Raw genomic sequence first — 21,345 nt, forward strand, 5'->3', positions numbered from 1 at the left:
AGTTCAAGAGGGAATATCATGAGCGATACTGCCGATCGGGTGGCCAAGATTGTCGTCGAACATCTGGGCGTGGAAGCCGACAAGGTGACCCAGGATGCCAGCTTCATCGACGATCTGGGCGCTGACAGCCTCGACATCGTCGAACTGGTGATGGCTTTCGAAGAGGAATTCGGCGTCGAAATCCCCGACGATGCGGCCGAGAAGATCACCACCGTTGGTGACGCGACCAAGTACATCGAAGAACATAAGGGCTAACGCCCGCAAGGACGCCCCGGTGTCCGCAGTGCCCTGCGCTTTTCCCCTGACGGAAAAGACAGGGCATTTGTTCGGTGGCAGATTTGCTGACGCGCGGATCAGGGCTTAGACAGGCTCAGCCCCTTCACGGGTTGGGCCTGTTGCTTTTTCGGAGAAGTTGAATGCGCCGTGTGGTTGTTACCGGGCTTGGTCTTGTCACCCCGCTGGGGGGCGATGTCGAAACGACATGGGCCAACCTGATCGCAGGTGAAAGCGGGGCAGGGCAGATCACCCGCTTCGATGCCTCGAACCAGAAATGCACCATCGCCTGCGAGGTGAAGGGCAAGGATCACCCGTGGGGCTTCGATCCGGACAAGCGGGTCGATCACAAGGTCCAGCGCCAGGTCGATCCCTTCATCGTCTATGGCATCGACGCGGCCGGACAGGCGCTGGAAGATGCAGGCCTCACCGACATGACCGATGCCGAGAAGGAGCGCACCGGCTGCTCGATCGGATCGGGCATCGGCGGCCTTCCGGGGATCGAGATCGAGAGCGTCAACCTCCACGAACGCGGCCCCTCGCGGGTGTCGCCGCACTTCGTCCACGGGCGGCTGATCAACCTCATCACCGGACAGGTGCAGATCAAGTACGGCTTCATGGGCCCGAACCATGCGGTGGTGACGGCGTGCTCCACCGGCGCGCATTCGATCGGCGATGCTGCCCGCATGATCGCGATGGACGATGCCGACATCATGCTGGCGGGCGGGGCGGAAAGCACCATCAACCCGCTCGGCATCGCCGGTTTCGCGCAGGCGCGCGCGCTCAACATGAGCATGAACGACCGCCCGACCGAGGCGAGCCGTCCCTATGACCGCAACCGCGATGGCTTCGTCATGGGCGAGGGCGCAGGCGTGGTCGTGCTCGAAGAATACGAACGCGCCAAGGCGCGCGGCGCGAAAATCTATGCCGAAGTCACCGGCTACGGCCTGTCGGGCGATGCCTATCACGTCACTGCCCCGCACCCCGAAGGGCGCGGCGCGGAGCTGGCGATGCGCATGGCGCTGAAGAAGGCGGGCCTCGGGCCGGGCGATATCGACTACATCAACGCCCACGGCACCTCGACCATGGCCGACACCATCGAACTCGCCGCGATCAAGCGCGTGCTGGGCGATGATCTGGGCGGTGCGTCGATGTCGTCCACCAAGTCCGCAATCGGCCACCTGCTGGGCGGCGCGGGCGCGGTGGAGGCGATCTTCTGCATTCTCGCGATGCGTGACGGGATCGTGCCGCCGACGCTGAACCTGCAAGACCCCGACGATGGCACCGAAGGCATCGACCTTGTGCCGCTCAAGGCGAAGAAGCGCGAAGTGCGCGCCGTGCTGAACAATTCCTTCGGCTTCGGCGGCACCAACGCCTCGCTCATCATGCAGAAGGTCGACTGACACCGTGATGCGCTTGCGGGGAGTGGTGCTGGGGCTGATCGTGCTGGTCGCGGCCGCACTGGTGTTCGCCTGGACGTTTCTGGGTTCGGCCACCATCGGCAAGGACACCAGCTTCACAATCCCCGCCGGGGCCTCGGTGTCGTCCGTGGCGCAAAAGCTGGAGGACGAGGGGCTGATCTCCTCGGCATCGGGATTTGTGCTGCAGGCGCGCATCTTTGGCAGCGACGCGCCGATCCAGGCGGGCGAATTCATGCTCACCCCCGACATGAGCCAGGGCGATATCCTCGCCGCGTTCCAGTCGGGCGACGTGATCCGCCGCTTCGTCACCATCCCCGAAGGCATGCCCTCGATCCTCGTGTGGGAACGGCTGATGGCCGAGGACCTGCTGACGGGCGAAGTCGATGTGCCGCCAGAAGGTTCGATCCTGCCCGATACCTACGCCTTCGAGCGGGGGCAGTCGCGCCAGAGCATCGTCGAACAGATGCAGGCTGCGATGGACAAGGCGCTGGCCGAGGAATGGGCCAAACGCAGCCCGCGCATCGCGGTCGATACCATGCGCGACGCGCTGATCCTTGCCTCGATCGTCGAGAAGGAAACCGGCAAGCCCGAAGAACGCCGCATGGTCGCCGGGCTCTATTCCAACCGCGTGCGCACCGGCATGAAGTTGCAGGCCGACCCGACGATCATCTACCCGATCACCAAGGGCAAGCCGCTGGGCCGCCGGATCAAGCAATCGGAAATCAGCGCGGTCAACGGTTACAACACCTACACCCGCACCGGCCTGCCCGAAGGCCCGATCACCAATCCGGGGCGCGACAGTATCGCGGCGGTGATGAACCCCGAGGCTACCGATGCGCTGTTCATGGTCGCCGACGGCACCGGCGGGCACTGGTTCGCCGCGACGCTGGCCGACCACAACGCCAACGTCGCCAAGTGGTATGCGATCCGCCGTGAGCGGGGCGAGATGTAGAGGACCGGGCGCGGCGTTCGGCCGCGCGGTCATAAAACAACGTCGTCCCGGACTTGATCCGGGACCGCTTGTCTCCCACAATCGGCGTCAGTGCCCCAACCCTTCATCCTCACCGCCGCATTGCCGCCCGATCTGGCAGGCTTTGCCGAAGGCCTGCGCCGCGCCCATTACCCGCCGGAGCGCAATCACCTTCACGCCCACGTCACGCTGTTCCACGCCTTCGCGCCTTCGCTGCTGGAGGAGCTGCGCGATTTCCTCCCCCGCATCGCCGCCGGATTTGCCGCGCCGGACGGGGCCGTGAGCGGGGTGATGGATCTGGGCAAGGGCACGGCCATCGCGCTGGAGGCACCGCAGCTGCTCGCCCTGCGCGCGCTGATCGCGGATCATTTCCACGGCAGCCTGACCGCGCAGGACCTCTACGAGCCGCGCCCGCACATCACCATCCAGAACAAGGTGACCAAGGAAGAGGCAAGGGCGCTGCAAGCCAGCCTTGCGCCGCTGCTGGCCCCGTGGATCGCGAAGGGGCGCTTTGTCTTCCCCGCTCTGGAACTGTGGCACTATCGCGGCGGCCCGTGGGAACGGGTGAAGGCCTGCGCGTTCCGCGGGCGCGAAAGGCTGTAAGATCGGTGTGCAACAGGGCTTGACCCCGCGCCCCGCCCGCCCTAATTGCGCGCCTCGCCCGGGCCGACACCCGGAGCCGAATCCGGCTGTGAACATCACGCCGGATGCCCATGGGGCGGAGTAGCTCAGCCGGTTAGAGCAGCGGAATCATAATCCGCGTGTCGGGGGTTCGAGTCCCTCCTCCGCTACCATAGGCCTTTTCGGAAGCTTCCGAACGCTTCCGCATTTTTCCAAAAATCCAACAGAAAGCAGAGGGTTGCGGGTGAGTCGCGTCCGCATGCGTCCATGGCCTTCCACATGCAGCCAAATTTGGTGTGGGGGTATTTTGGGGGTATTTTCGCGGAGTATCGGAAAGGAGCGATACCCCCATGCCTCTCACAGAGAACCAAGCGAAGAACGCCAAGCCGCTGGAGCGCGCTTACAAGCTAGCCGACAGCGAAGGCCTGTTTCTGCTCGTACAGCCGAATGGCGCGAAGCTCTGGCGGATGAAGTACCGCTTTGCAGGCAAGGAGAAGCTGCTCTCCTTCGGAGCCTACCCGGCATTGGGGATCGCAGCTGCCAGAGAAAAGCGTCGGGCGGCTAAAGCCGTCCTCGCGGAAGGCAAGGACCCGATGTTGGCCAAGGGCCAATTAACATCGGAGGGCGGGGACACCTTCTTCGCCGTCGCGAACCGCTGGCATGAGAACCGAAAGTCTGCACTGGATCCGGCGCATGCCGATCGTGTCTGGTCCCGGATGAAGCGGGATGTGTTCCCCTACATTGGCCAAAGACCGATTCAGGAGATCACCGCGCCAGAGGTTTTGGAGATGATACGCCGGATAGAGTCACGCGGCGCGCTCGATATCAGCCGGCGTGCTAAGCAGGGGGTGGGTCAGGTATTTCAGTTTGCCATTGCTTGCGGGTTGGCCTCCAGTGATCCGACGGCAAATCTTCGCGGCGCCCTGAAGCCACGGCCAAGGGTAAAGCACATGAGCCGCTTGCCACTTGTTGAATTGCCCGCGTTTATTGAGAAGGTCCGAGACTACCAGGAAGAAGGTGACCGACGCTCGGCAATCACGAGGGACGCAGTCATGTTCGCCTTGCTGACTTGGGTTCGGACCAAGGAGCTTCGCCTCGCTGTCAAATCAGAGTTCGAGGACCTCCACGGCAAAAATCCGCTGTGGCGCATCCCGGCTGCGCGGATGAAGATGGGGCGAGAGCACCTTGTCCCTCTGTCCGCTCAGGCTGCCCAGATAGCTAGGACGATGATATCGCGCGCGACAGGCGAATTCTTGTTCCCTGGGGTGAGCGCAGACAAGCCGCTGTCTGAAAACACCATGATCTACGCCCTATACCGGCTTGGTTATCATAGTCGGCAGACGGTCCATGGGTTCCGGGGGCTCGCCAGTACCTGGGCGAACGAGCAACTGGTCGAGTTTGGCAAGCCTGCGATTTGGATCCGGAAGTACCATGAGGATTGGGTCGAGATGCAGCTTGCCCATTCCGAGAAGAACGACGTCCGAGGTGCTTACAACGCTGCCGAGTATCTCGTCCCTCGGCGACGCATGATGCAGGATTGGGCCGACTTCCTCGATGGCAACAAGGTGGTCCAGCTCAAAAAAAGAGGGAAGAGTGCCGCCTAATTTCCTGCTTTCTGCGCTGTTGGAGGTGGTTCTGGGGGGGTGTGCCCTGAACCGTGCCATCAACGATTGATCGATTTCGCAGTGGCTAGATCTGGCCGATCCAGTCAGCTTGAATGCGGTCGGCGGCCGTCGGAATGCCATCAACAATGACGTTTTTGCCGACGAGTGACTGGTCAACATCCAGCGTCTCTACGATCCAGATATGCTCGTCAGAGGTCGTGAGAAGGAGGCTTCGAGCCCCCTTCGTCAATCGACCTGATAAGCGTTTCCGCTGGTTACTCACTCCAGATCATCCCCTGTTATAGCTTCCACCGGCGAAGCACATTCCGCACATAGGCCGGCGTTTCGCCATTCCGCGGAATGCCGCCAGCCTTCCTAACGGCTCCGGGCCCGGCGTTGTAGGCTGCCAAGGCGAGGTGCACCACTCCGAAACGATCTAGCATCTGCCGAAGATAGCGGGCGGCACCGTCGATATTAGCAACAGGATCGAAGCGATTGGCCACGCCGAGCTCTCTGGCGGTGGCCGGCATCAGTTGTCCGAGGCCCGCTGCTCCGACACGGCTGACAGCCAAAGGATTGTATCTGGACTCTGTCCAGACGAGCGCGTCGAGCAAGCCTGGGGGCAGGGCGTACCTTGCCTCGGCTGCATAGACGTGGGGCAAAAAACTCGCTCTCCGAAAGCTCGATGTGCTCGTTCCGGCGGCATGCTGGTAGCGGAGCGAAAGGTCGTCACGTGGTGCGACGCCGGTGTCGAAGTTGGCGGGCGTAGCCTCATCATGAGTGCGCCATAGTCCATGCTCGACCAGCTGGAATCCGTCGGAAGCCTCCGCGATGCGCACGCCGCTGATGGAATGTCCGGATACTTCCTGATCAGGTGCTCGCTTCACTTCTTGCGCGCTGACCGGGAAGCCGAGCGCTGTTGTGATGCAGGCGCTGGCGAAGAACAGGATTTTTGGGGTCATTGCTCGATCCTCGATGGCCGACTCGTCTAAGAACATATATAGAACATAGCGCGGAGGGAAATCGGTTGGCGCGCATGCAGAGCGGAGGCTGCGCGGGAGGGGCACATCAAACGGAGTGGGTCGATGCCCCAACAAACTAATGCTCATCACCTTGATCGCCGCGCTCGCGCGATTGTCGAAAGCCTCAACGGAACATGGCATCAGAACAAGGGCATGTGCTGCTGCCCAGCGCATGACGACCGAACTCCCTCGCTGAGCGTGACACTGGGTCGGATAGCGATCCTGTTTCATTGCTTTGCGGGATGCTCGAGCGAGGAGGTGATTGCCGCACTCGACCGCCAGGGTGTTCGCAGCCGTGACCTGTTCGATGGCTCTGGTGCCGTGGCCGCTGATCGACCGGAAAAAAGAGCCTTCAATTCCAACGCGCGGCGTTTGTGGCAATTGGCGACGGCGATCTCCGACAGCCCTGCCGAAGGATACCTCGCGCAGCGCGGGATCCTGCGTGCCTCTGATCAGCTTCGCTATCTCGAGCGCACGCCGCTCGGACCACGTGGTGCAGTCCAGTTCCTCCCTGCAATGTTGGCGGCAGTCACAACTGACATCGGCATAGTCGCGGTGCACAGGACGTTTCTCGAGACTGCGAGCGGCAAGTTGGCAGGTTTCGAGCGTCCCAAGCGTGCACTGGGAAGCCTCGGCTGTGGTGCTGTCAGACTTGCCCCGCCAGCAGCGGGCCGGTTGGGCCTTGCCGAAGGTATCGAAAGCGCCCTGTCAGCGATGCAGCTGTTTGGCGTCCCTTGCTGGGCAACGCTCGGTAACGAGCGGTTCGGCCTCGTCACGATTCCAGAGAGTGTGCGCGAACTTCACCTGTTCATCGACAATGATGCAGGAGGCGAGCTCGCTGAGAGGCGCGCCCAAAAGGCATATTCTGCGCCGGGCCGTGTCATTCAGTCGCGAGCATCGTCGTCCGCCGGTTTCGACTGGAACGATGAACTCAAGGCGAGGCTCGCTCGGGAAACCTGATCAGCGAGCCAGAGGGGAGGGGGCCTTCGGCTGATTGAGGCCTGCGAGACGCAGGACCTCTTCAGGAGGTTTCCCATGTCCAACTCTTCCCTCGCTTTCGCATTCGATCCACCATCTCCGCCGCTTGTCGTGACAGTCGCCAAAGCAATGGCGTCGCAGTTTGCAGCAGGCCGCCCGATTTCGCGCAGCGACATCAACCGCATCATGACGGACCACTTCGGCGGAACCGATGCACTCGGGGCATGGTCAGTCCGTGATGCTCACGCTGCGCTAGAGTTGGCGCAGGTTCAACACCTGCAAGCATCAGATCAGATCCAGCTCACGAGCCCGATCGACGAGGCGGATCAGTTCTTCTGCGGCCTCGATGCCCGAGTTCCGACCCAGACCAATCGCAGCGACGAGCAGATCGAATGGCAGCAGTATGCAACGCCGCCGCGGCTTGCTTGGCTTGCCGCACGGGCCTGTGGACTGATGCCCAACGAGCTCGTGCTCGAACCCTCGGCCGGAACGGGGATGCTTGCGGTCTGGGCCGCCAAAGCCGTCACGCGCCTTTCCTTGAACGAAATCTCGCCGCTACGACGCGACTGCCTGACTGTGGCGTTCCCGGCTGCCCGCGTGACCGGACATGATGCCGAGCTGATCGACGAATTGCTCGATCCGGCCGTCGTCCCAAGCGCCGTGCTCATGAACCCGCCCTATTCTCACGGGATCGAGCGGGGCCACGATGGCCGCACCGGGGCGAGGCATCTCCGCTCCGCTTGGACTCGGCTTGCCCCCGGTGGTCGACTTGTCGCGATCATGCCTGAATGGTTCGAATGCGGCAGGTTCCTTGCGGGGCTGAAGGGGCCAATCTCGCTGCGACTCAATGCTGCGGTCCAACGTGCGTTCGTCAAGCATGGCACCGGGATCACCACGCGGCTGCTGGTACTCGATAAGGTGGAATGCTCCGACGAGCCTGTCGCGATCCGCACAAACGACTTTCGCCAGCTGACCGATCTTGTCGATGCTTTCCCGCCTCGCGCCAGCCTGGAGGCTGTTCCCGAGCAATCGCGCCTCCCGGTTCGTGCGCCGTTCCGCCTGGTGGCCGCGCCGCGCAGGCCACTGCCGACACCAGCAAGGATCACTCCTGCAGCCTCCGCCATCAAGCCGCTCACCTACCAGTCGCTTGAAACCCCTGCGCCGGTCGCCCCTCAGGTCGGCCACTATCTGCCCTATCGCCCGAGCAGGATCGTCATCGATGGCGCAACCGGGCATCCCACGCCGCTCGTCGAGTCCGTCGCCATGGCGTCGATCTCGGCACCCAAGCCCGACACAGTGCCGCAGCTGCCTGACGGGCTTATCGCCAAGGGACTGCTGTCGGCCGCCCAAGCAGAGACCTTGATCTATGCTGCAAGCGCCCATGCGCGCGATTTACCCGGCCGGTTCGAGCCAGACGACAAGGGCTGTTCACTCAAGGCATCCGCGGAAGGCCAGACCTACCGACTGGGCTATTTTCTTGGAGACGGAACAGGTGCCGGGAAGGGCCGTCAGGTTGCGAGCGTCATTCTTGATCGATGGGTGCGCGGGGAACGCCGCCATATCTGGATATCGAAGAACGAGGCGCTGCTGGAAGACGCCCGCCGCGACTGGGCCGCCCTTGGCGGCCTCTCGATCGACATCCAGCCGCTGGCATCCTGGAAGCTGGGCTCCGCCATCGCCATGCGCGACGGGATCCTTTTCGTCACCTATCCGACTCTGCGTTCGGGTCGAAACGACGCAACGCGCCTTGACCAGATACTCGCCTGGGCAGGCGAAGATTTCGAAGGCGTGATCGTGTTCGACGAAGCGCACGCCATGGCTAACGCTGCTGGTGGCGAAGGCGCGCGCGGCAAGGTCAAGGGATCGGAGCAGGGCATCGCCGGGGTGTGCCTACAGAACCTCCTACCCCGGGCAAGGGTGCTCTACGCCTCGGCAACCGGAGCGTCCGACGTCAACAACCTCGCCTATGCGACGCGCCTCGGGCTCTGGGGGCCGGAGACTGCCTTCGCCAATCGCGAAGCCTTCGTTGCCGACATTCGCGACGGCGGCATCGCCGCGATGGAGTTGGTGGCGCGGGACCTCAAGTCGCTCGGCCTCTATACCGCCCGCGCTCTCTCCTTCGCTGGTGTCGAATATGAAGTCCTCGAGCATTGCCTGAGCGAGGATCAGATAGCGGTCTACGACGCCTACGCTGAGGCTTGGGCCATCATCCACGCCAACCTGCGCGAAGCGCTGGAAGCCACGCGGATCGTCGACAGCGAAACCGGAGGGACGCTCAACTCCGGTGCCAAGTCCGCAGCCCTGTCGATTTTCGAGGGGACCAAGCAGCGCTTCTTCGCGCAGCTCCTTCTGTCGATGAAGCTCCCCAGCCTGCTGCCTGCGATCGATACGGCTATTGCCGATGGTTACGCTGTGGTCGTCCAGCTGGTCTCGACGGCAGAAGCCATGCTCAACCGTCGGCTTGCCGACCTGTCTGACCAGGAGCGCGAAGCGCTAGAGATTGATCTGTCCCCGCGGGAATACGTGATCGACTATCTCGCCAAGAGCTTTCCTGTCCGCCTAATGGCGGTGTTCACCGACGAAAACGGCAATCCGCGCTCCGAGCCGATGAGCGACGAGCTCGGGGCGCCAGTACTGTGCCGATCGGCACTCGCCGCGCGCGACCGGATGATCGAGCAGCTCTGCGCCTTGCCGCCGATCGCCACGGCGCTTGATGCCATCATCGAACGCTTCGGCGTCGAACAGGTTGCGGAAGTGACCGGCCGGACGCGGCGCCTTATCGTCGACCGCGATGGCCGCCAGAAGCTCCAGTCCCGTTCGCCGCGCGCCAATGTCGCTGAAACTCAGGCGTTCATGGACGGCTCCAAGCGCATCCTCGTGTTCTCCGATGCCGGAGGAACGGGGCGCAGCTACCATGCCGATCTCGCATCCAAGAACCAGGCCCGCCGCGTCCACTTCCTGCTTGAGCCGGGCTGGCGGGCTGACGCCGCAATCCAAGGGCTTGGCCGGACTAATCGCACCAATCAGGCGTCGGCGCCGCTGTTCAGACCGGTGACCACCGATGTGCGCGGTGAGCGCCGCTTCATCTCGACGATCGCGCGGCGCCTCGACAGCCTCGGTGCCTTGACGCGCGGGCAGCGCCAGACCGGAGGGCAGAACCTGTTCGATCCGGCTGATAATTTGGAGAGCATCTACGCCAAAGAAGCGCTCCATCGGTGGCTCGGCCTGTTGTTCAGCGGCAAGCTCGAGGCGGTCAGCCTTGGGCGCTTTCAGGAGCTGACGGGCCTCCTGATCGAAGCGCCCGATGGATCAATGGTCGATGACCTGCCCTCGATCCAGCGCTGGCTCAATCGCATCCTCGCGCTGCCTATCGCCCTACAGAACGCGATCTTCGACGAGTTCATGGGGCTGGTTGAGGCGCGCATCGATGCCGCCCGGCAGGCCGGGACACTTGATCTTGGCCTCGAGACGATCGCGGTCGAGGACTTCACTGTCCTGTCGGACACGCTGCTGCGCACCGATCCGGCCTCGGGGGCGACCACCCATCTGCTCGAACTGGAAATCGCCAGAGCGTTGAAGCCACTCACGCTGAAGCGGCTCGAGGAGCTACATGGCCTCACTTGCCAGCGACAGCGGCCGGTTCGAAACGCCCGCTCTGGTCGGGTCGCCCTGATTGTGCCCGCCCGCAGTATTCTTGCGGATGACGGAACGCGCGTCACCCGCTTCGAATTGCTGCGTCCGCTGGGGCGCAGTCACATCACCGAAGATCAGTTTGCTGAGAGTAGCTGGGAGGACATTGCCATCGGCAATTTCCGCGAGGCCTGGGCCGCCGAGGTGGAAGAGGCGAGGACGAGCCATAAGCGCGAGCGTTTGTATCTTGCGACGGGCCTCCTGCTTCCGGTCTGGGACAAGCTGCCATCGGACTTCGTGAGGGTGAGCCGTATCTCGGCGGCGGATGGTCGCTCGTTGCTAGGCCGTGAGGTTCCCGTCCGTTGCGTGCCCGAACTGTGCCGGGCGCTGGGTCTCGAACGGGAACAGACGCTTTCTGCTGATGATGTTGTCCAGTCCGTCCTCGCTACGGGCCGGGCCATGGAATTCGCTGGCCGTGAGAAGCTCATGGTCAAACGCAGCCTGGTCAACGGCTCACAGCGAGTTGAGCTGACCGGTTGGAGCGTAGCCCGACTCGACTGGTACAAGGCCCAAGGCTGCTTCACCGAGATCATCCGCTACCAGACCCGGCTATTTGTCCCGATCGATGGCGCAGCGAGCGTAATTGCCAGACTGACATCCCCTACATAGCCAATTGCCAAATGGCATTATTGAGCGTACATACTGCCATATGGAGAAATGCCATGCTGGCTCTGCAACCTGTTGATACTACCATTACCGCCTTCCGACCCGATCCGATTACGCAGGACGAGGCAGCTGCCATGTTCCGGGCAGTCCTCAATCTGTTCGGCAAATGGGAGCTGACCGACGAGCAGGCGGCAACCCTGCTCGACATGCCGGTTCGATCCTATCGGCGCTGGAAGGCGGAAGGTCCGGGGCGTATCTCGCGCGATGGGCGTGCGCGTCTGTCCAACCTCATGGGCATTCACAAGGCACTTCGGATCATCTTCTCGGAGGCGAACCGCGGCTATGCCTGGATCGAGGCCGCCAACGATGCGTTCGGCGGACACAGTGCGCTCGACGTGATGCTGGGAGGCGAGCTTACCGACATCATGCGGGTGCGTCGCTATCTCGACGCGACACGCGGTGGCTGGTGAGCGAAGCGGCAGATATCCCGGTTTCCCGAGTTGAGTGGAAGGGCGCTGTACGGATCATCCGCAGTGCCTTTCCGCCGATTGATCTGTTCGAGGACATCGCCGATCCAGCCGACTGGCCGCTGCTGATTTCGGCAGAGCAGAAGACCAATCCCCGCATCATGGCGACGATTGGCAATCTTGACCTCGTTCCAGCAGGCCGGCGCGTCGGCGGCAATGGCGCCTCCTACCTCATGGCGCCGTTCACCCATGTCAGCACCGACCGGCCAAGCCGGTTCACCGACGGCAGTTACGGCGTGCTCTATGTCGCGGACCGGTTCGAAACCGCACTGTTCGAGACGATCCATCACCATGCCCGCTTCATGGTGCGAACCCGGGAAGCGCCCGGCTGGATGTCGCAGTTTCGCGAAATCATCATGTCGGTCGAGGCCGATCTGCATGATCTGCGATCCCTGCCGGTGACAACGGCGCCGGCGCTTGATCCTGACAGCTACGCGGCATCGCAGGCTCTCGCGGCGAACCTCAGGAGCGCCGGATCGAACGGGATCGCCTATCCGAGCATCCGGCATCCCGGTGGAGAATGCGTCGCGCTTTTCTACCCAGACTGCGCGTTAAACCCCCTCCAGGGTCGACACCTAGACTACCATTGGGACGGCGCGCGCGTTGATCTCGTGCGTGATGCCGGATCAGGGGCCGTTTTCCGAGTTGTCGATTTGCCCAGCATTGGCTGAGTGGCGATTGCCTGCTGAACATTGGCAGCTCTCGACCCAGAGTCGGTCGGCACTGTGCCACCTCATGAATGTCTGAATACGCCGAAAACGGTCATGAGTCTGCCAATCGACGGAACGGTTGCAGAAACTGCTTATTTGCAGCCGACAGTTCGATGCCAGGCCACGCGAGCCGTCACGCGGAACTCGCATTCCGAAGCAAATCGTCGTAGCTAAGGCCCGTAAGGGTAACCATGGCAACGACAGTATCACAGATCGCGCCGCCGGATATGCGCCACAGCTTCACAGGCCGGGTGAGGAACTTTAACCTCCCTCCGACCGCGAGCAATGGGATGATGCCGGTGTTTGAAGCGGTCACTAACGCGTTATATGCGGTGCAGGAGCAGTACCCAGAAACATGGGCCGATGACGGTGTCATCACGATTGAGGTCCTCCGCGATAAGCCGACCGCCAGCCCCGATAGCCAGCCCGAGCATCAACAAGTCGCCGGGTTCGTTGTCACCGACAACGGGATTGGGCTCAACGACGCGCTATTCGGACATTTCAGGGAACTCGACACCGAGTATCGCGCTGACAAAAAGGGCAGAGGTATTGGCCGACTGTCTTGGCTGAAGGTCTTCGCTAAAGCAGAAATCGTGTCGATTTTCGACCGGGGTGGGCAACCGCACGAGCGGTCCTTCACTTTTAAACTCTCTAACGAGCGACCTTTCGATGCTTATTCCGAAACGTCACAGCCCGCTACGACGGCGACGGGCACGATTGTTACCTTAGCTGATTACCGCGACGTCTATCGGGCTAAAGCTCATGTCGATCCAGAGGCGATACGGAACAGCCTACTCGCTCACTTCATTGCGCTTTTCGCACAGCCCAAGCGACTGAAGATCGATCTCATTGACGAGGGGGTTACCACCAATCTTTCAGACTTGTTCTTCGACTCGATCATAGGTGACAAGACGCCGCTATCGATCCCGATCGACGAGCATCACGTCGCCTCGATGTTGCACATCCTGTTGCCCAAGAAACTCGCGCCCATCGGCAATTCGCTGATCTACTGCGCAGCGGACCGCTCGGTTGTCACCAAGTCGATTTCTGAGGTCATCGGTCTCAAGGTGTTGCCTAATGAGGAACACGGCCCGCTTATCTACATCGGATTGATTTCGGGTTCACTATTCGACGACGCACTCAACCACGAGCGTACCGGCTTTGATTTCGGCGACATCGACTTCGAAGTCGTCAATAAGGCACTCGTCGAGGCAGCTAAAGTATTTCTTGAGCCGTATCTCGCGGAACCTCGTAAGCGAAATCGCGAGATGCTCGATAAACTACTCGCCGCTAATCCGCTGTATGCATCCGCGATTGACGACATCGACGCCTACGCGGCGAACATGCCACTTAATTGGGACGAGACGCGGCTGGTGCAAGACGTCGCGTTGAAGCGCCACCGCTCGACAAAAGCGCTATTCAAGCAAATTGAGAAACTCGAAGCAAATTCGGCGAGTATGTCGAACTTGGATTTCGCAAAGCATGTCAACAAGCTGGCTGCGGCGCTTGGCGACACCGAGAAGAGCGCACTAGCCCAATACGTGGTCGAACGACGCTGGGTGATCGAACTACTCAAAGAACGCCGTAAGATCGATCTCAAGGATATCAAACACCAACCCGAGAACATCGTTCACGAGATATTCTGTCCCCTTGGGGTAACCAGCGACACGCTGGACTATGACGACCACAATCTTTGGCTGATCGACGACCGGTTAGCGTACTACACTTACGTCACGTCAGACCGGTCGATCCGCTCGTTTGCGCAGGATAATGGGGAAGTCGATGACGCCGAACTCGCCCGTCGAGAGTCGTTGCGAGCGATCGGTGGATACAGCGAGGGCGGTGAACCCGACCTAGCGATCTTCAAGCGACCGATGCTTTTCCGTCGTCCCAACACTCTCGACCCAACGGTGATCGTGGAATTCAAAAGCCCCGGGAAGACGACGTATTCGGGCGCACCCGGGGACAACCCGGTGATACAAATTCGAAAATACATCGAGTCTCTGCTTAACAAGACTTGTTATACCTATGAGGGTGAACGGATCACCGACATAAGGTCCGGCAGCCCATTCTTGTGCTTCTTGATCGCGGAGCCGTCTCAGCAACTCTATGATTTGCTGCGGCAGCATCAGATACACAAACCCACTCCCGATGGAGACGGCCGGTTCGCTTATTTGGACGATCTGAATGCCTATTTCGAGTTCATTCCATACGATCAGGTACTTCGGAACGCTACATTGCGGAACGAGGCTTTCTTCCGTCGGCTCAAGGTCGAGAAATTATCCTCACAGCCGGACTCAGATAGTCAGACCACAGATCATACAAGCGAAACAACCAAGTAAATAACGACGCGGGAGTATCGTTCCGTGATAGATACGTCTGCAGGCAGGAGGCCGCCGAACGTCGGCGCTCGTCAGGACCGGACGGTCGCAGTGTAGTTTAGGAATGGCAGTTTCGTCTCAAGAATCGTCATTTCTCGTTGACTACCGGGCTGTGAAACTCGCAGCGATCGGCCAAGAGGGGAGTGGGCTTTGCCCTGATTGAGCCATTTGGGCGTCGATAGTCGGCGTGCCGGGCTCACAATCAGGAGTGTGTCCCATGATCAAGTCGATCCCGCTGAACAAGCTCGTTCAGTCGCCTCGCAATGTCCGCCGCCACGGTGATCCGGCAGCAGATGCTGAGCTCAAGGCCAGCATCGGAGCCCACGGTCTGCTGCAGAACCTCATCGTCAGACCTGCTGCCAAAGGCAAGTTCGAGGTCGAGGCCGGGGAGCGTCGTCGCCGCGCGATGCTCGCGCTGGCTGAAGAAAAGCTGCTCGCCCGCAATTATGAAGTCACGTGCCTCGTTCTCGAGGACAGCGCTGAAGCGGCCGTGGAGACCAGCCTCGCGGAGAACTTCCACCGCCTCGCTATGAACCCCGCTGACGAAGCCCAGGCCTTCGCCGCGCTCGTGTCTGGGGGTGCGATTGTTGAAGATGTTGCCCGCCGCTTCGGTCTGACTGTCCGCTTCGTCGAGGGCCGGCTGCGTCTTGCGACGCTTGCGCCGGTCGTGTTCGAGGCGCTCGCATCCGGTGAGATCACCCTCGACATTGCCAAAGCTTTCGGCGCCACCTCGGATCAGGACATCCAGACTCGCGTCTTCGAGCAGGTGTCCTCGGGCTATTATGCGCCCAACCCCGATAGTATCCGGCGCATGGTCCTGTCGGGGACCGTCCGGGGCAGCGATCCGCGTGCTCGCCTCGTTGGCCGCGATGCTTACATCGCAGCCGGCGGCCGGATCGAGCGTGAGCTGTTCGATAACGACGACAGCGAATCCTGGGTCGATGTCGCGCTGCTCGAAAGCCTCGCGGCGGCAAAGATGGAAAAGCAGGCCAAAGCTCTCGCCGCCGAGCAGGGGCTCGCTTGGGTCAAGCCCACGCTCGATCCCTATGCCAGCCACGATCTGGTCGAAGGGCTGGTCCGTCTTCCCGCCGAACCGGCGCCTTTGTCCGAAGCCGAGGTGGCTAGGCTCGACGAACTCGATGCGTCCTATGACGAGCATGCGGCGATCCTTGAAGACGAGGATAGCGCCGAGGATGTCGTGGCCGCGGCTGAAGCCGCAATCGTGGCGATCGAACGCGAATGCCAGGAAATCCGGGCCCGACCGCCCGTCATTGCACCCGAACTCAAGGCCGAGGCAGGCATGGTGCTGGTGCTCTCGCGTGATGGCACGCCGGTCCTCCAGCCGGTGTTCTACGGCGAGCGTCAGGCCGATCCCGCCGGAGCTGAAAGCGGGATCGAAGTCGTTCCCGGCGGTGAAGGTTCCGACAAGCGCCGGACCACCTTGTCCAAGCGTCTGGTCGACGAGCTCGCGATGCAGCGTCGCGATGTTCTGGCATTGCACGTTGCATCCGACCCCGGGCTCGCGCTCGACATCATGGTATTCACGCTTGCCGATGCCGATACCCACGACTGGCGGGCGCGCCCTTCGACCACGTTGCGCGCGCCCGTCCCAACAGGCCCGATCATCGGCTTCGAAGCCAAGGATGCACCGGCGTGCAGCGCGCTTGCCGAGCTCAGGTCCGGTCTCGATGAAAGCTGGCGCGCCGGTGACGATGCCATGTCCCGCTTCGACCTGTTTCGGGCGCTGCCCGATGACAGCCGCGCCGCCTGGCTGGGTTACGTCGTGGCCCGGTCGCTCGAGGCGAGCCTCAACATGTCCGGTGACCGCCAACTCCCGTTCCAGGATCATCTCGGCAGCCTGATCGGTATCGACATGGCGCAGTGGTGGCGGCCGACAGCGGCCAACTACTTTGACCGGGTGTCGAAGCAGGTGGTCCTCGACGCCCTGACCGATGTCGGCGGCCTCGAGCTCTCCTCCCGCTTTGCCGCGGTCAAAAAGGGCGACCTCGCGATGAGCGCCGAGCGCGTCTTCGCCGGCTCCTACATTACCGAGGTCGAGGTCCGCGAAAAGGCCCTGGCCTGGGTGCCCGAGGTCATGCGCTTCGGTTGCCCTGCGCCGGAGGCTGGTGAAGCTGAGATCGACTCCGCTGGAGCGGAGCAGGGCGGTGATGACGAACATCAGTCTCCCCGCGAGCTGGCCGCCTGACCTCCTCCTGACAGGCAAGGTCACTCGCAACTCGAGAAGCGGTCCCTCGGCTTATGCCGGAGGGCCGCTTCTCTTTTGGAAGCAGAGAAGAGGGGGCTCGGGAACCTGTGGCACTGACCGGCGAGCCCGTCGCCGACTGTCCAGATGCCGCAATCAGGAGAACCATCATGGCCTATCGCAAGGGGCAGGGCAGCGGCTTGTCGCCCGCCACCCGCATCACCCAGGAAATCATCGCCCGTCTGGAAGCCGGCACGAAGCCGTGGATCAAGCCATGGCGGGGTGTCCCGGTCTCCCGGCCCTTGCGGGCTTGCGGGATTCCGTACCGGGGCATGAACGTCTTCTGGCTCTGGATGATCGCCGACATGTGCGGCTACGCCTCGCCGTTCTGGATGACCTACAACCAGGCAAAATCGCTCGGCGCCCAGGTCCGCAAGGGCGAGAAGTCGACCATCGCGATCTTCTACAAGAGCTACACCAAGGAGGTGAAAGCGCCCGACACCGGCGAAAAGACCGACGAAGCTCGCCGGGTGCTCAAGGCCTACCCAGTCTTCAACGCCGATCAGGTCGAAGGACTGCCCGAGCGTTTCCATCCAGCTGCAACGCTCGAACTGGTCGAGCCTGAAGGGCGCGAGGCCGAGCTGGACGCCTTCTTTGCTGCCATCCCCGTTAATCTGCGTCACCAGGGCTGCGAAGCCTATTACGAACCTACCGCCGATCGCGTTACGATGCCGCCGACGAGCCTGTTTTCCGGCTTCGACCACTACTATGCCACACTTGCCCATGAACTATCGCACTGGACAGGCCATGCCAGCCGATTGGGACGCGATCTCAAGAACCGCTTCGGCACGGCTGCCTATGCCGCCGAGGAGCTGGTCGCCGAACTTTCGAGCGCCATGCTCGGCGCTGAGCTGGGGCTGCCGGTCACACATCTCGACAGCCACGCTAGCTACATCGAGCATTGGCTCAGGCTGCTGAAGGACGATGACCGCGCGATCCTGACCGCTGCGGCCAAGGCCGAAGAGGCGTCGGCGTTGCTGCTGAAGCTCGGCGGTAGGATCATCCCTGAGCAGTTTGACGATGCGTCAGGCGACGCTGCACTCGCGGCCTGAGGGAGGGTGTCATGGGCCGATCTGTCAGCTATCCCAGCGGCGCAATCGTCGCATTCACAGTCCTCCACGTCGAAGCCGAAGACGACTGGGAATTCGAGTACGAATGGCTGCGGGAGGACTTGCGCGAGCGGGCTGCCAAAGACTTCCCTTCACTGATCCCGCATGACGGATGGCGTGACCGGGAAGACCGGATCCTCATGCGTAATGCCTATGCGGATTTCGGCGTATCGGTCTACGGCGGGCTGGTGGCCGTCTGGATCGCCGAACGCGATGACGCGGCCTATTGGGACGCCGATTGGCGCACGGCCCGGTCGCCACGGGCGCGGCGCTGGCTGTCCCAGATCGCATCCCGCTTCGATGCCGTGTTCGGCGACTACGATTGCCTCGGGCACATGTCGAACGGCGAGGGGGTCTACACCAAGCGGGCAGCTTGAGGTCTGCGAGTTGGCCAGAAGCAGCGCTTTGGGTTGCCATCCCTGACTCAGCTTTGCCGGCCGCTCATGGTCTGGCGCCATGCGAAAGAGGCCCTGGGCCAGCCGCCAGCTTTGCGCAACCCGGCTTGGACGGGCCCGTGTTGGCCTTTGCCCTTCAGGCTGAAGGCCTGCCCGCGCCAGCCCGCCAAGCCGGGTTCCCCCTGACGGGTGCGCAATCCTGCCTGAAGCTGGCCCTGACGGGTTCTCGCTGGCGCAGCCATGAACGGGTGCGTCGGTGTCATGCCAGTCAGGAGGATATCCCCATGCACACGTCATTCGCCGATCAACTCGCCGGGCTCGATCTCGCCGGCTTCTCCATCGGTCCCGCTCCGCTATCGACCAGCGATTTCCCGGTCCGCGAAGCGGTCGTCCAAACCCTCGAGGCGGTCTGGTCCGATCTTTTCGCCATGGTGTCCGGGACCGCTCTTGAAGCTGACGCCGAGGATCTTGGCTGGGCCTTCGTCAACATCTTTCACCGCTCTGCGACCCGCAAATCGACGGCTCTCGACCGGGCGACCGACGAGGTCCGCGCGCTGATCGCCACAGCCGACGGATCCGAGGTTCACACCCATGACCTTGAGACCCAGGTCGAGCGGGCGCAATGCGCCGAAAGCGCGATGCTGGCGCTCGAAGAGATGCGCGAAGTTGCAGCCGCCATGTACCTCAACGAGTTCGGTTCCTCATGGAAGCCGGTCTCCAGTTCGCGTTTCAATCACAGCGCCATGATGACTTCTGCGCTCGTCGAAGGTCGCGATTTCCTTCGTGCCCGTGCCGAGGCCAAACGCCGTGCGGCGGTGCCCGAAGGAACGCCGGTCGTCTTCGCTGGCGGGCGCACCCGACATGCGACCGAAGATGATGCACTGACCTTCGGCAACAACGTCTGGGCCACGCTCGACAAGGTCCGCGACCGTGTGCCGGACATGGTCCTTATCCATGGCGGCGACACCAAGGGCGTCGACCGCCTGGCATCGAGCTGGGCCGAACGCCGCGGCATCCCGCAGGTCACGTTCTCGCTCGACATGCGTCTGGGTGCCCGTGCCGGCTTCAAGCGCAACGAGCGGATGCTCTCGCTTGATCCGCGCTACGTCGTCGCCTTCCCGGGTAACGGCGTCCTTGAACGTCTGGTGATCGAAGCCAAGGCGCGGCGGATCACGGTTGTCGATCGCCGTGGCCCGCTGGGTACGTCGCCCAAGGCACCGCCGGGGTGAGCGGCTGCCTTGATCAGCCTTCTTTGAGGAAACTGCGAAGGCCGCGCCGATTGCGATGCGTTGCGTTTATTTCGAATATTTCCCAGATAGCAGGTCGGCATGCCGGAGAGACCAATGACATCGCCAGAAAGCGCCTCGCCGTTGGGCAACAGACTGCCATCCGCTGAAGACCGCCAGATCGCCAATCAGCTTCGTCAGATCCTGGCGGCATACAAGGCGCGGGAAGCGCATCTGCAGGTGTTCGATCCGGCGACCAAGAAGCCGGTCGATATCACCCTGACACTGACAATGTCCGACCTGTTCATCCAGCTACTGCGCTACATCGGCAGCGGTGACGCCGTTACCTTGCTACCGATCCGGAAGATGCTGACCACGCAGCGGGCGGCAGATCTGCTGAATGTATCGCGCCCATACCTCATCAAGCTCATCGAGAAGGGTGACATTGCCCATTCCATGGTGGGGCGGCACCGCCGTGTTAAGGCCGAGGACGTGCTTGCCTACAAATCTGCACGCGACAAGACTCGTGCCGAAGCTTTGGATGAGCTCATATCTGACAGCAAAGATCTATACTGATCGACGCCTCGGATGGAGCCACAGTCCATCACCGGGCGATGTAGTTTAATCTTTGTCTTTGGCCCTTGATCCCTGTGTCAGGCGACAACGCGCGGCATCTAAGCTGGCCGCAGTGCGATTGCTTCTGGCGGGCTAGCAGTGTCCCGGTGTCTGCCATCTTCAGGCAGTCGCATTCTGCCAGCTATCAAACGAAGGCTGCACAGGGCGAGGGCAGGGGGCCGCTCCAGTTGGCCGGAGAAAACGGCAGCTATCGGAAGCCTGCCCAAGGCATCCAGCTCCACCCGGCTTCGATGCAAACCTGTCCCTGAATCACCCCCCGTCGAGACGCGCAACCCCGATCAGGTCCGGCCGAGTTGCCGGGCTGTGCCCGGCTGCCCGCACCACCCGAACCAGATCGGGGTTTCCCTTCGGTGCGCTTCGCCGCGGGGCGCTTCTGCTCGGGTTTTGCAGCCGGGATGGACCCGGAATGCTCGATCAGGAGAATACCCATGACCAATCTCGTTATCCTCGTTGGCCGCATCGCTCGCGACCCCGAAACCCGCACCACCCAAGGTGGAACCAGCATCACCTCGGTCTCGGTTGTGACCGATCGTCCCGCCCGCAAGGAAGGCAAAACCTACAAGGACGAGAACGGCTACACCGCCAAGGACAGCGAATTCCACCGAGTGACCTGCTTCAACGGCCTCGGCGAAAACGTCGCCAAGTACTGCACCAAGGGCCAGATGGTCTCGGTCGAAGGTCGTATCCACTACACCCAGTGGGAAGACGAAAGCGGCACCAAGCGTTACGGCTGCGAGATCATCGCCGACAAGGTCGATTTCCTCACCAAGGGGCGCTCTGGCACCAACGAGGACGCGCCCGACATCGACGAGGACTGAGTGTCCTTGCCTCACGAAAAGGCCCCGGTGGCACATGCCATCGGGGCCATTTCTTTTGTTGCCTTGCGATGCGGCGGCACAGGGGATCCAACCCC

General features: G+C 62.1%; 18 protein-coding genes and 1 tRNA gene. 17 read left to right on the plus strand and 2 right to left on the minus strand.

The genetic code is table 11. From position 1 onward, the window contains the following. The first annotated feature begins 18 nt into the window (after positions 1–18). From ACU0AG_RS13130 to ACU0AG_RS13155, 6 genes are all read left to right on the plus strand, one after another. Positions 19–255: an acyl carrier protein gene (locus ACU0AG_RS13130; protein WP_017666217.1), complete on the plus strand. Its 237-nt coding sequence runs from the start codon at positions 19–21 to the stop codon at positions 253–255. 161 nt (positions 256–416) lie between these two features. Next, entirely contained in the window at positions 417–1,676 is a 1,260-nt protein-coding gene (gene fabF / locus ACU0AG_RS13135; RefSeq protein ID WP_482782726.1) for a beta-ketoacyl-ACP synthase II, read from the plus strand. 7 nt (positions 1,677–1,683) lie between these two features. Further along, on the plus strand, positions 1,684–2,646 hold the full coding sequence (gene mltG, locus ACU0AG_RS13140) for an endolytic transglycosylase MltG (RefSeq protein WP_482782727.1): 963 nt from the start codon (positions 1,684–1,686) through the stop codon (positions 2,644–2,646). Positions 2,647–2,736: 90 nt separating this feature from the next. Next, positions 2,737–3,267, plus strand: a complete 531-nt coding sequence (locus ACU0AG_RS13145) for a 2'-5' RNA ligase family protein (RefSeq protein ID WP_482782728.1) — start codon at positions 2,737–2,739, stop codon at positions 3,265–3,267. A 114-nt stretch (positions 3,268–3,381) separates the two neighbouring features. Continuing rightward, positions 3,382–3,458: transfer RNA gene (locus ACU0AG_RS13150), tRNA-Met, on the plus strand. A 177-nt stretch (positions 3,459–3,635) separates the two neighbouring features. Then, entirely contained in the window at positions 3,636–4,889 is a 1,254-nt protein-coding gene (locus tag ACU0AG_RS13155) for a tyrosine-type recombinase/integrase (RefSeq protein WP_482782729.1), read from the plus strand. A gap of 85 nt (positions 4,890–4,974) precedes the next feature. Here ACU0AG_RS13155 and ACU0AG_RS13160 read toward each other — a convergent pair whose 3' ends face one another. Together ACU0AG_RS13160 and ACU0AG_RS13165 are read right to left on the minus strand one after the other, a co-directional pair. Then, positions 4,975–5,172: a DUF5818 domain-containing protein gene (locus tag ACU0AG_RS13160; protein ID WP_482782730.1), complete on the minus strand. Its 198-nt coding sequence runs from the start codon at positions 5,170–5,172 to the stop codon at positions 4,975–4,977. Positions 5,173–5,188: 16 nt separating this feature from the next. Next, entirely contained in the window at positions 5,189–5,851 is a 663-nt protein-coding gene (locus ACU0AG_RS13165) for a lytic transglycosylase domain-containing protein (RefSeq protein WP_482782731.1), read from the minus strand. A gap of 123 nt (positions 5,852–5,974) precedes the next feature. On the opposite strand from ACU0AG_RS13165, the gene ACU0AG_RS13170 reads away from it, so the two are divergent. From ACU0AG_RS13170 to ACU0AG_RS13220, 11 genes are all read left to right on the plus strand, one after another. Beyond that, on the plus strand, positions 5,975–6,871 hold the full coding sequence (locus ACU0AG_RS13170; RefSeq protein ID WP_482782732.1) for a DUF7146 domain-containing protein: 897 nt from the start codon (positions 5,975–5,977) through the stop codon (positions 6,869–6,871). A 75-nt stretch (positions 6,872–6,946) separates the two neighbouring features. Beyond that, positions 6,947–11,188, plus strand: a complete 4,242-nt coding sequence (locus tag ACU0AG_RS13175) for a strawberry notch-like NTP hydrolase domain-containing protein (RefSeq protein WP_482782733.1) — start codon at positions 6,947–6,949, stop codon at positions 11,186–11,188. Positions 11,189–11,241: 53 nt separating this feature from the next. Continuing rightward, on the plus strand, positions 11,242–11,655 hold the full coding sequence (locus tag ACU0AG_RS13180) for an MbcA/ParS/Xre antitoxin family protein (protein ID WP_482782734.1): 414 nt from the start codon (positions 11,242–11,244) through the stop codon (positions 11,653–11,655). Then, entirely contained in the window at positions 11,652–12,383 is a 732-nt protein-coding gene (locus ACU0AG_RS13185; protein WP_482782735.1) for an RES family NAD+ phosphorylase, read from the plus strand. The genes ACU0AG_RS13180 and ACU0AG_RS13185 overlap by 4 nt, the downstream gene beginning before the upstream one ends. A gap of 230 nt (positions 12,384–12,613) precedes the next feature. After that, entirely contained in the window at positions 12,614–14,764 is a 2,151-nt protein-coding gene (locus ACU0AG_RS13190; protein WP_482782736.1) for a hypothetical protein, read from the plus strand. 256 nt (positions 14,765–15,020) lie between these two features. Then, positions 15,021–17,009 (plus strand): ParB/RepB/Spo0J family partition protein, encoded by a 1,989-nt coding sequence (locus ACU0AG_RS13195; RefSeq protein WP_482782737.1) that lies wholly within the window; start codon positions 15,021–15,023, stop codon positions 17,007–17,009. Positions 17,010–17,176: 167 nt separating this feature from the next. Then, on the plus strand, positions 17,177–18,118 hold the full coding sequence (locus ACU0AG_RS13200) for an ArdC family protein (RefSeq protein WP_482782738.1): 942 nt from the start codon (positions 17,177–17,179) through the stop codon (positions 18,116–18,118). 11 nt (positions 18,119–18,129) lie between these two features. After that, complete coding sequence (locus tag ACU0AG_RS13205; protein WP_482782739.1) at positions 18,130–18,552, plus strand: hypothetical protein; 423 nt, start codon at positions 18,130–18,132, stop codon at positions 18,550–18,552. Positions 18,553–18,854: 302 nt separating this feature from the next. After that, entirely contained in the window at positions 18,855–19,799 is a 945-nt protein-coding gene (locus ACU0AG_RS13210) for a DUF2493 domain-containing protein (RefSeq protein ID WP_482782745.1), read from the plus strand. Between the two features lie 114 nt (positions 19,800–19,913). After that, the gene (locus tag ACU0AG_RS13215; protein WP_482782740.1) at positions 19,914–20,372 is read left to right on the plus strand and encodes a helix-turn-helix domain-containing protein; all 459 of its coding nucleotides are present in this window, start codon (positions 19,914–19,916) and stop codon (positions 20,370–20,372) included. Between the two features lie 488 nt (positions 20,373–20,860). Continuing rightward, positions 20,861–21,250: a single-stranded DNA-binding protein gene (locus ACU0AG_RS13220; RefSeq protein WP_067405485.1), complete on the plus strand. Its 390-nt coding sequence runs from the start codon at positions 20,861–20,863 to the stop codon at positions 21,248–21,250. The last annotated feature ends 95 nt before the right edge of the window (positions 21,251–21,345 follow it).

Source organism: Erythrobacter sp. RANMB8, assembly GCF_056848235.1.

Bases quoted from the DNA above. Each gene is read 5' to 3' on its own strand.
- ACU0AG_RS13165 (WP_482782731.1), bottom strand. From the start codon at position 5,851: ATGACCCCAAAAATCCTGTTCTTCGCCAGCGCCTGCATCACAACAGCG.
- ACU0AG_RS13170 (WP_482782732.1), top strand. From the start codon at position 5,975: ATGCCCCAACAAACTAATGCTCATCACCTTGATCGCCGCGCTCGCGCG.
- ACU0AG_RS13215 (WP_482782740.1), top strand. From the start codon at position 19,914: ATGACATCGCCAGAAAGCGCCTCGCCGTTGGGCAACAGACTGCCATCC.
- ACU0AG_RS13155 (WP_482782729.1), top strand. From the start codon at position 3,636: ATGCCTCTCACAGAGAACCAAGCGAAGAACGCCAAGCCGCTGGAGCGC.
- ACU0AG_RS13200 (WP_482782738.1), top strand. From the start codon at position 17,177: ATGGCCTATCGCAAGGGGCAGGGCAGCGGCTTGTCGCCCGCCACCCGC.
- ACU0AG_RS13205 (WP_482782739.1), top strand. From the start codon at position 18,130: ATGGGCCGATCTGTCAGCTATCCCAGCGGCGCAATCGTCGCATTCACA.
- mltG (WP_482782727.1), top strand. From the start codon at position 1,684: ATGCGCTTGCGGGGAGTGGTGCTGGGGCTGATCGTGCTGGTCGCGGCC.
- ACU0AG_RS13190 (WP_482782736.1), top strand. From the start codon at position 12,614: ATGGCAACGACAGTATCACAGATCGCGCCGCCGGATATGCGCCACAGC.
- ACU0AG_RS13130 (WP_017666217.1), top strand. From the start codon at position 19: ATGAGCGATACTGCCGATCGGGTGGCCAAGATTGTCGTCGAACATCTG.
- fabF (WP_482782726.1), top strand. From the start codon at position 417: ATGCGCCGTGTGGTTGTTACCGGGCTTGGTCTTGTCACCCCGCTGGGG.
- ACU0AG_RS13175 (WP_482782733.1), top strand. From the start codon at position 6,947: ATGTCCAACTCTTCCCTCGCTTTCGCATTCGATCCACCATCTCCGCCG.
- ACU0AG_RS13220 (WP_067405485.1), top strand. From the start codon at position 20,861: ATGACCAATCTCGTTATCCTCGTTGGCCGCATCGCTCGCGACCCCGAA.
- ACU0AG_RS13180 (WP_482782734.1), top strand. From the start codon at position 11,242: ATGCTGGCTCTGCAACCTGTTGATACTACCATTACCGCCTTCCGACCC.
- ACU0AG_RS13210 (WP_482782745.1), top strand. From the start codon at position 18,855: ATGCACACGTCATTCGCCGATCAACTCGCCGGGCTCGATCTCGCCGGC.
- ACU0AG_RS13195 (WP_482782737.1), top strand. From the start codon at position 15,021: ATGATCAAGTCGATCCCGCTGAACAAGCTCGTTCAGTCGCCTCGCAAT.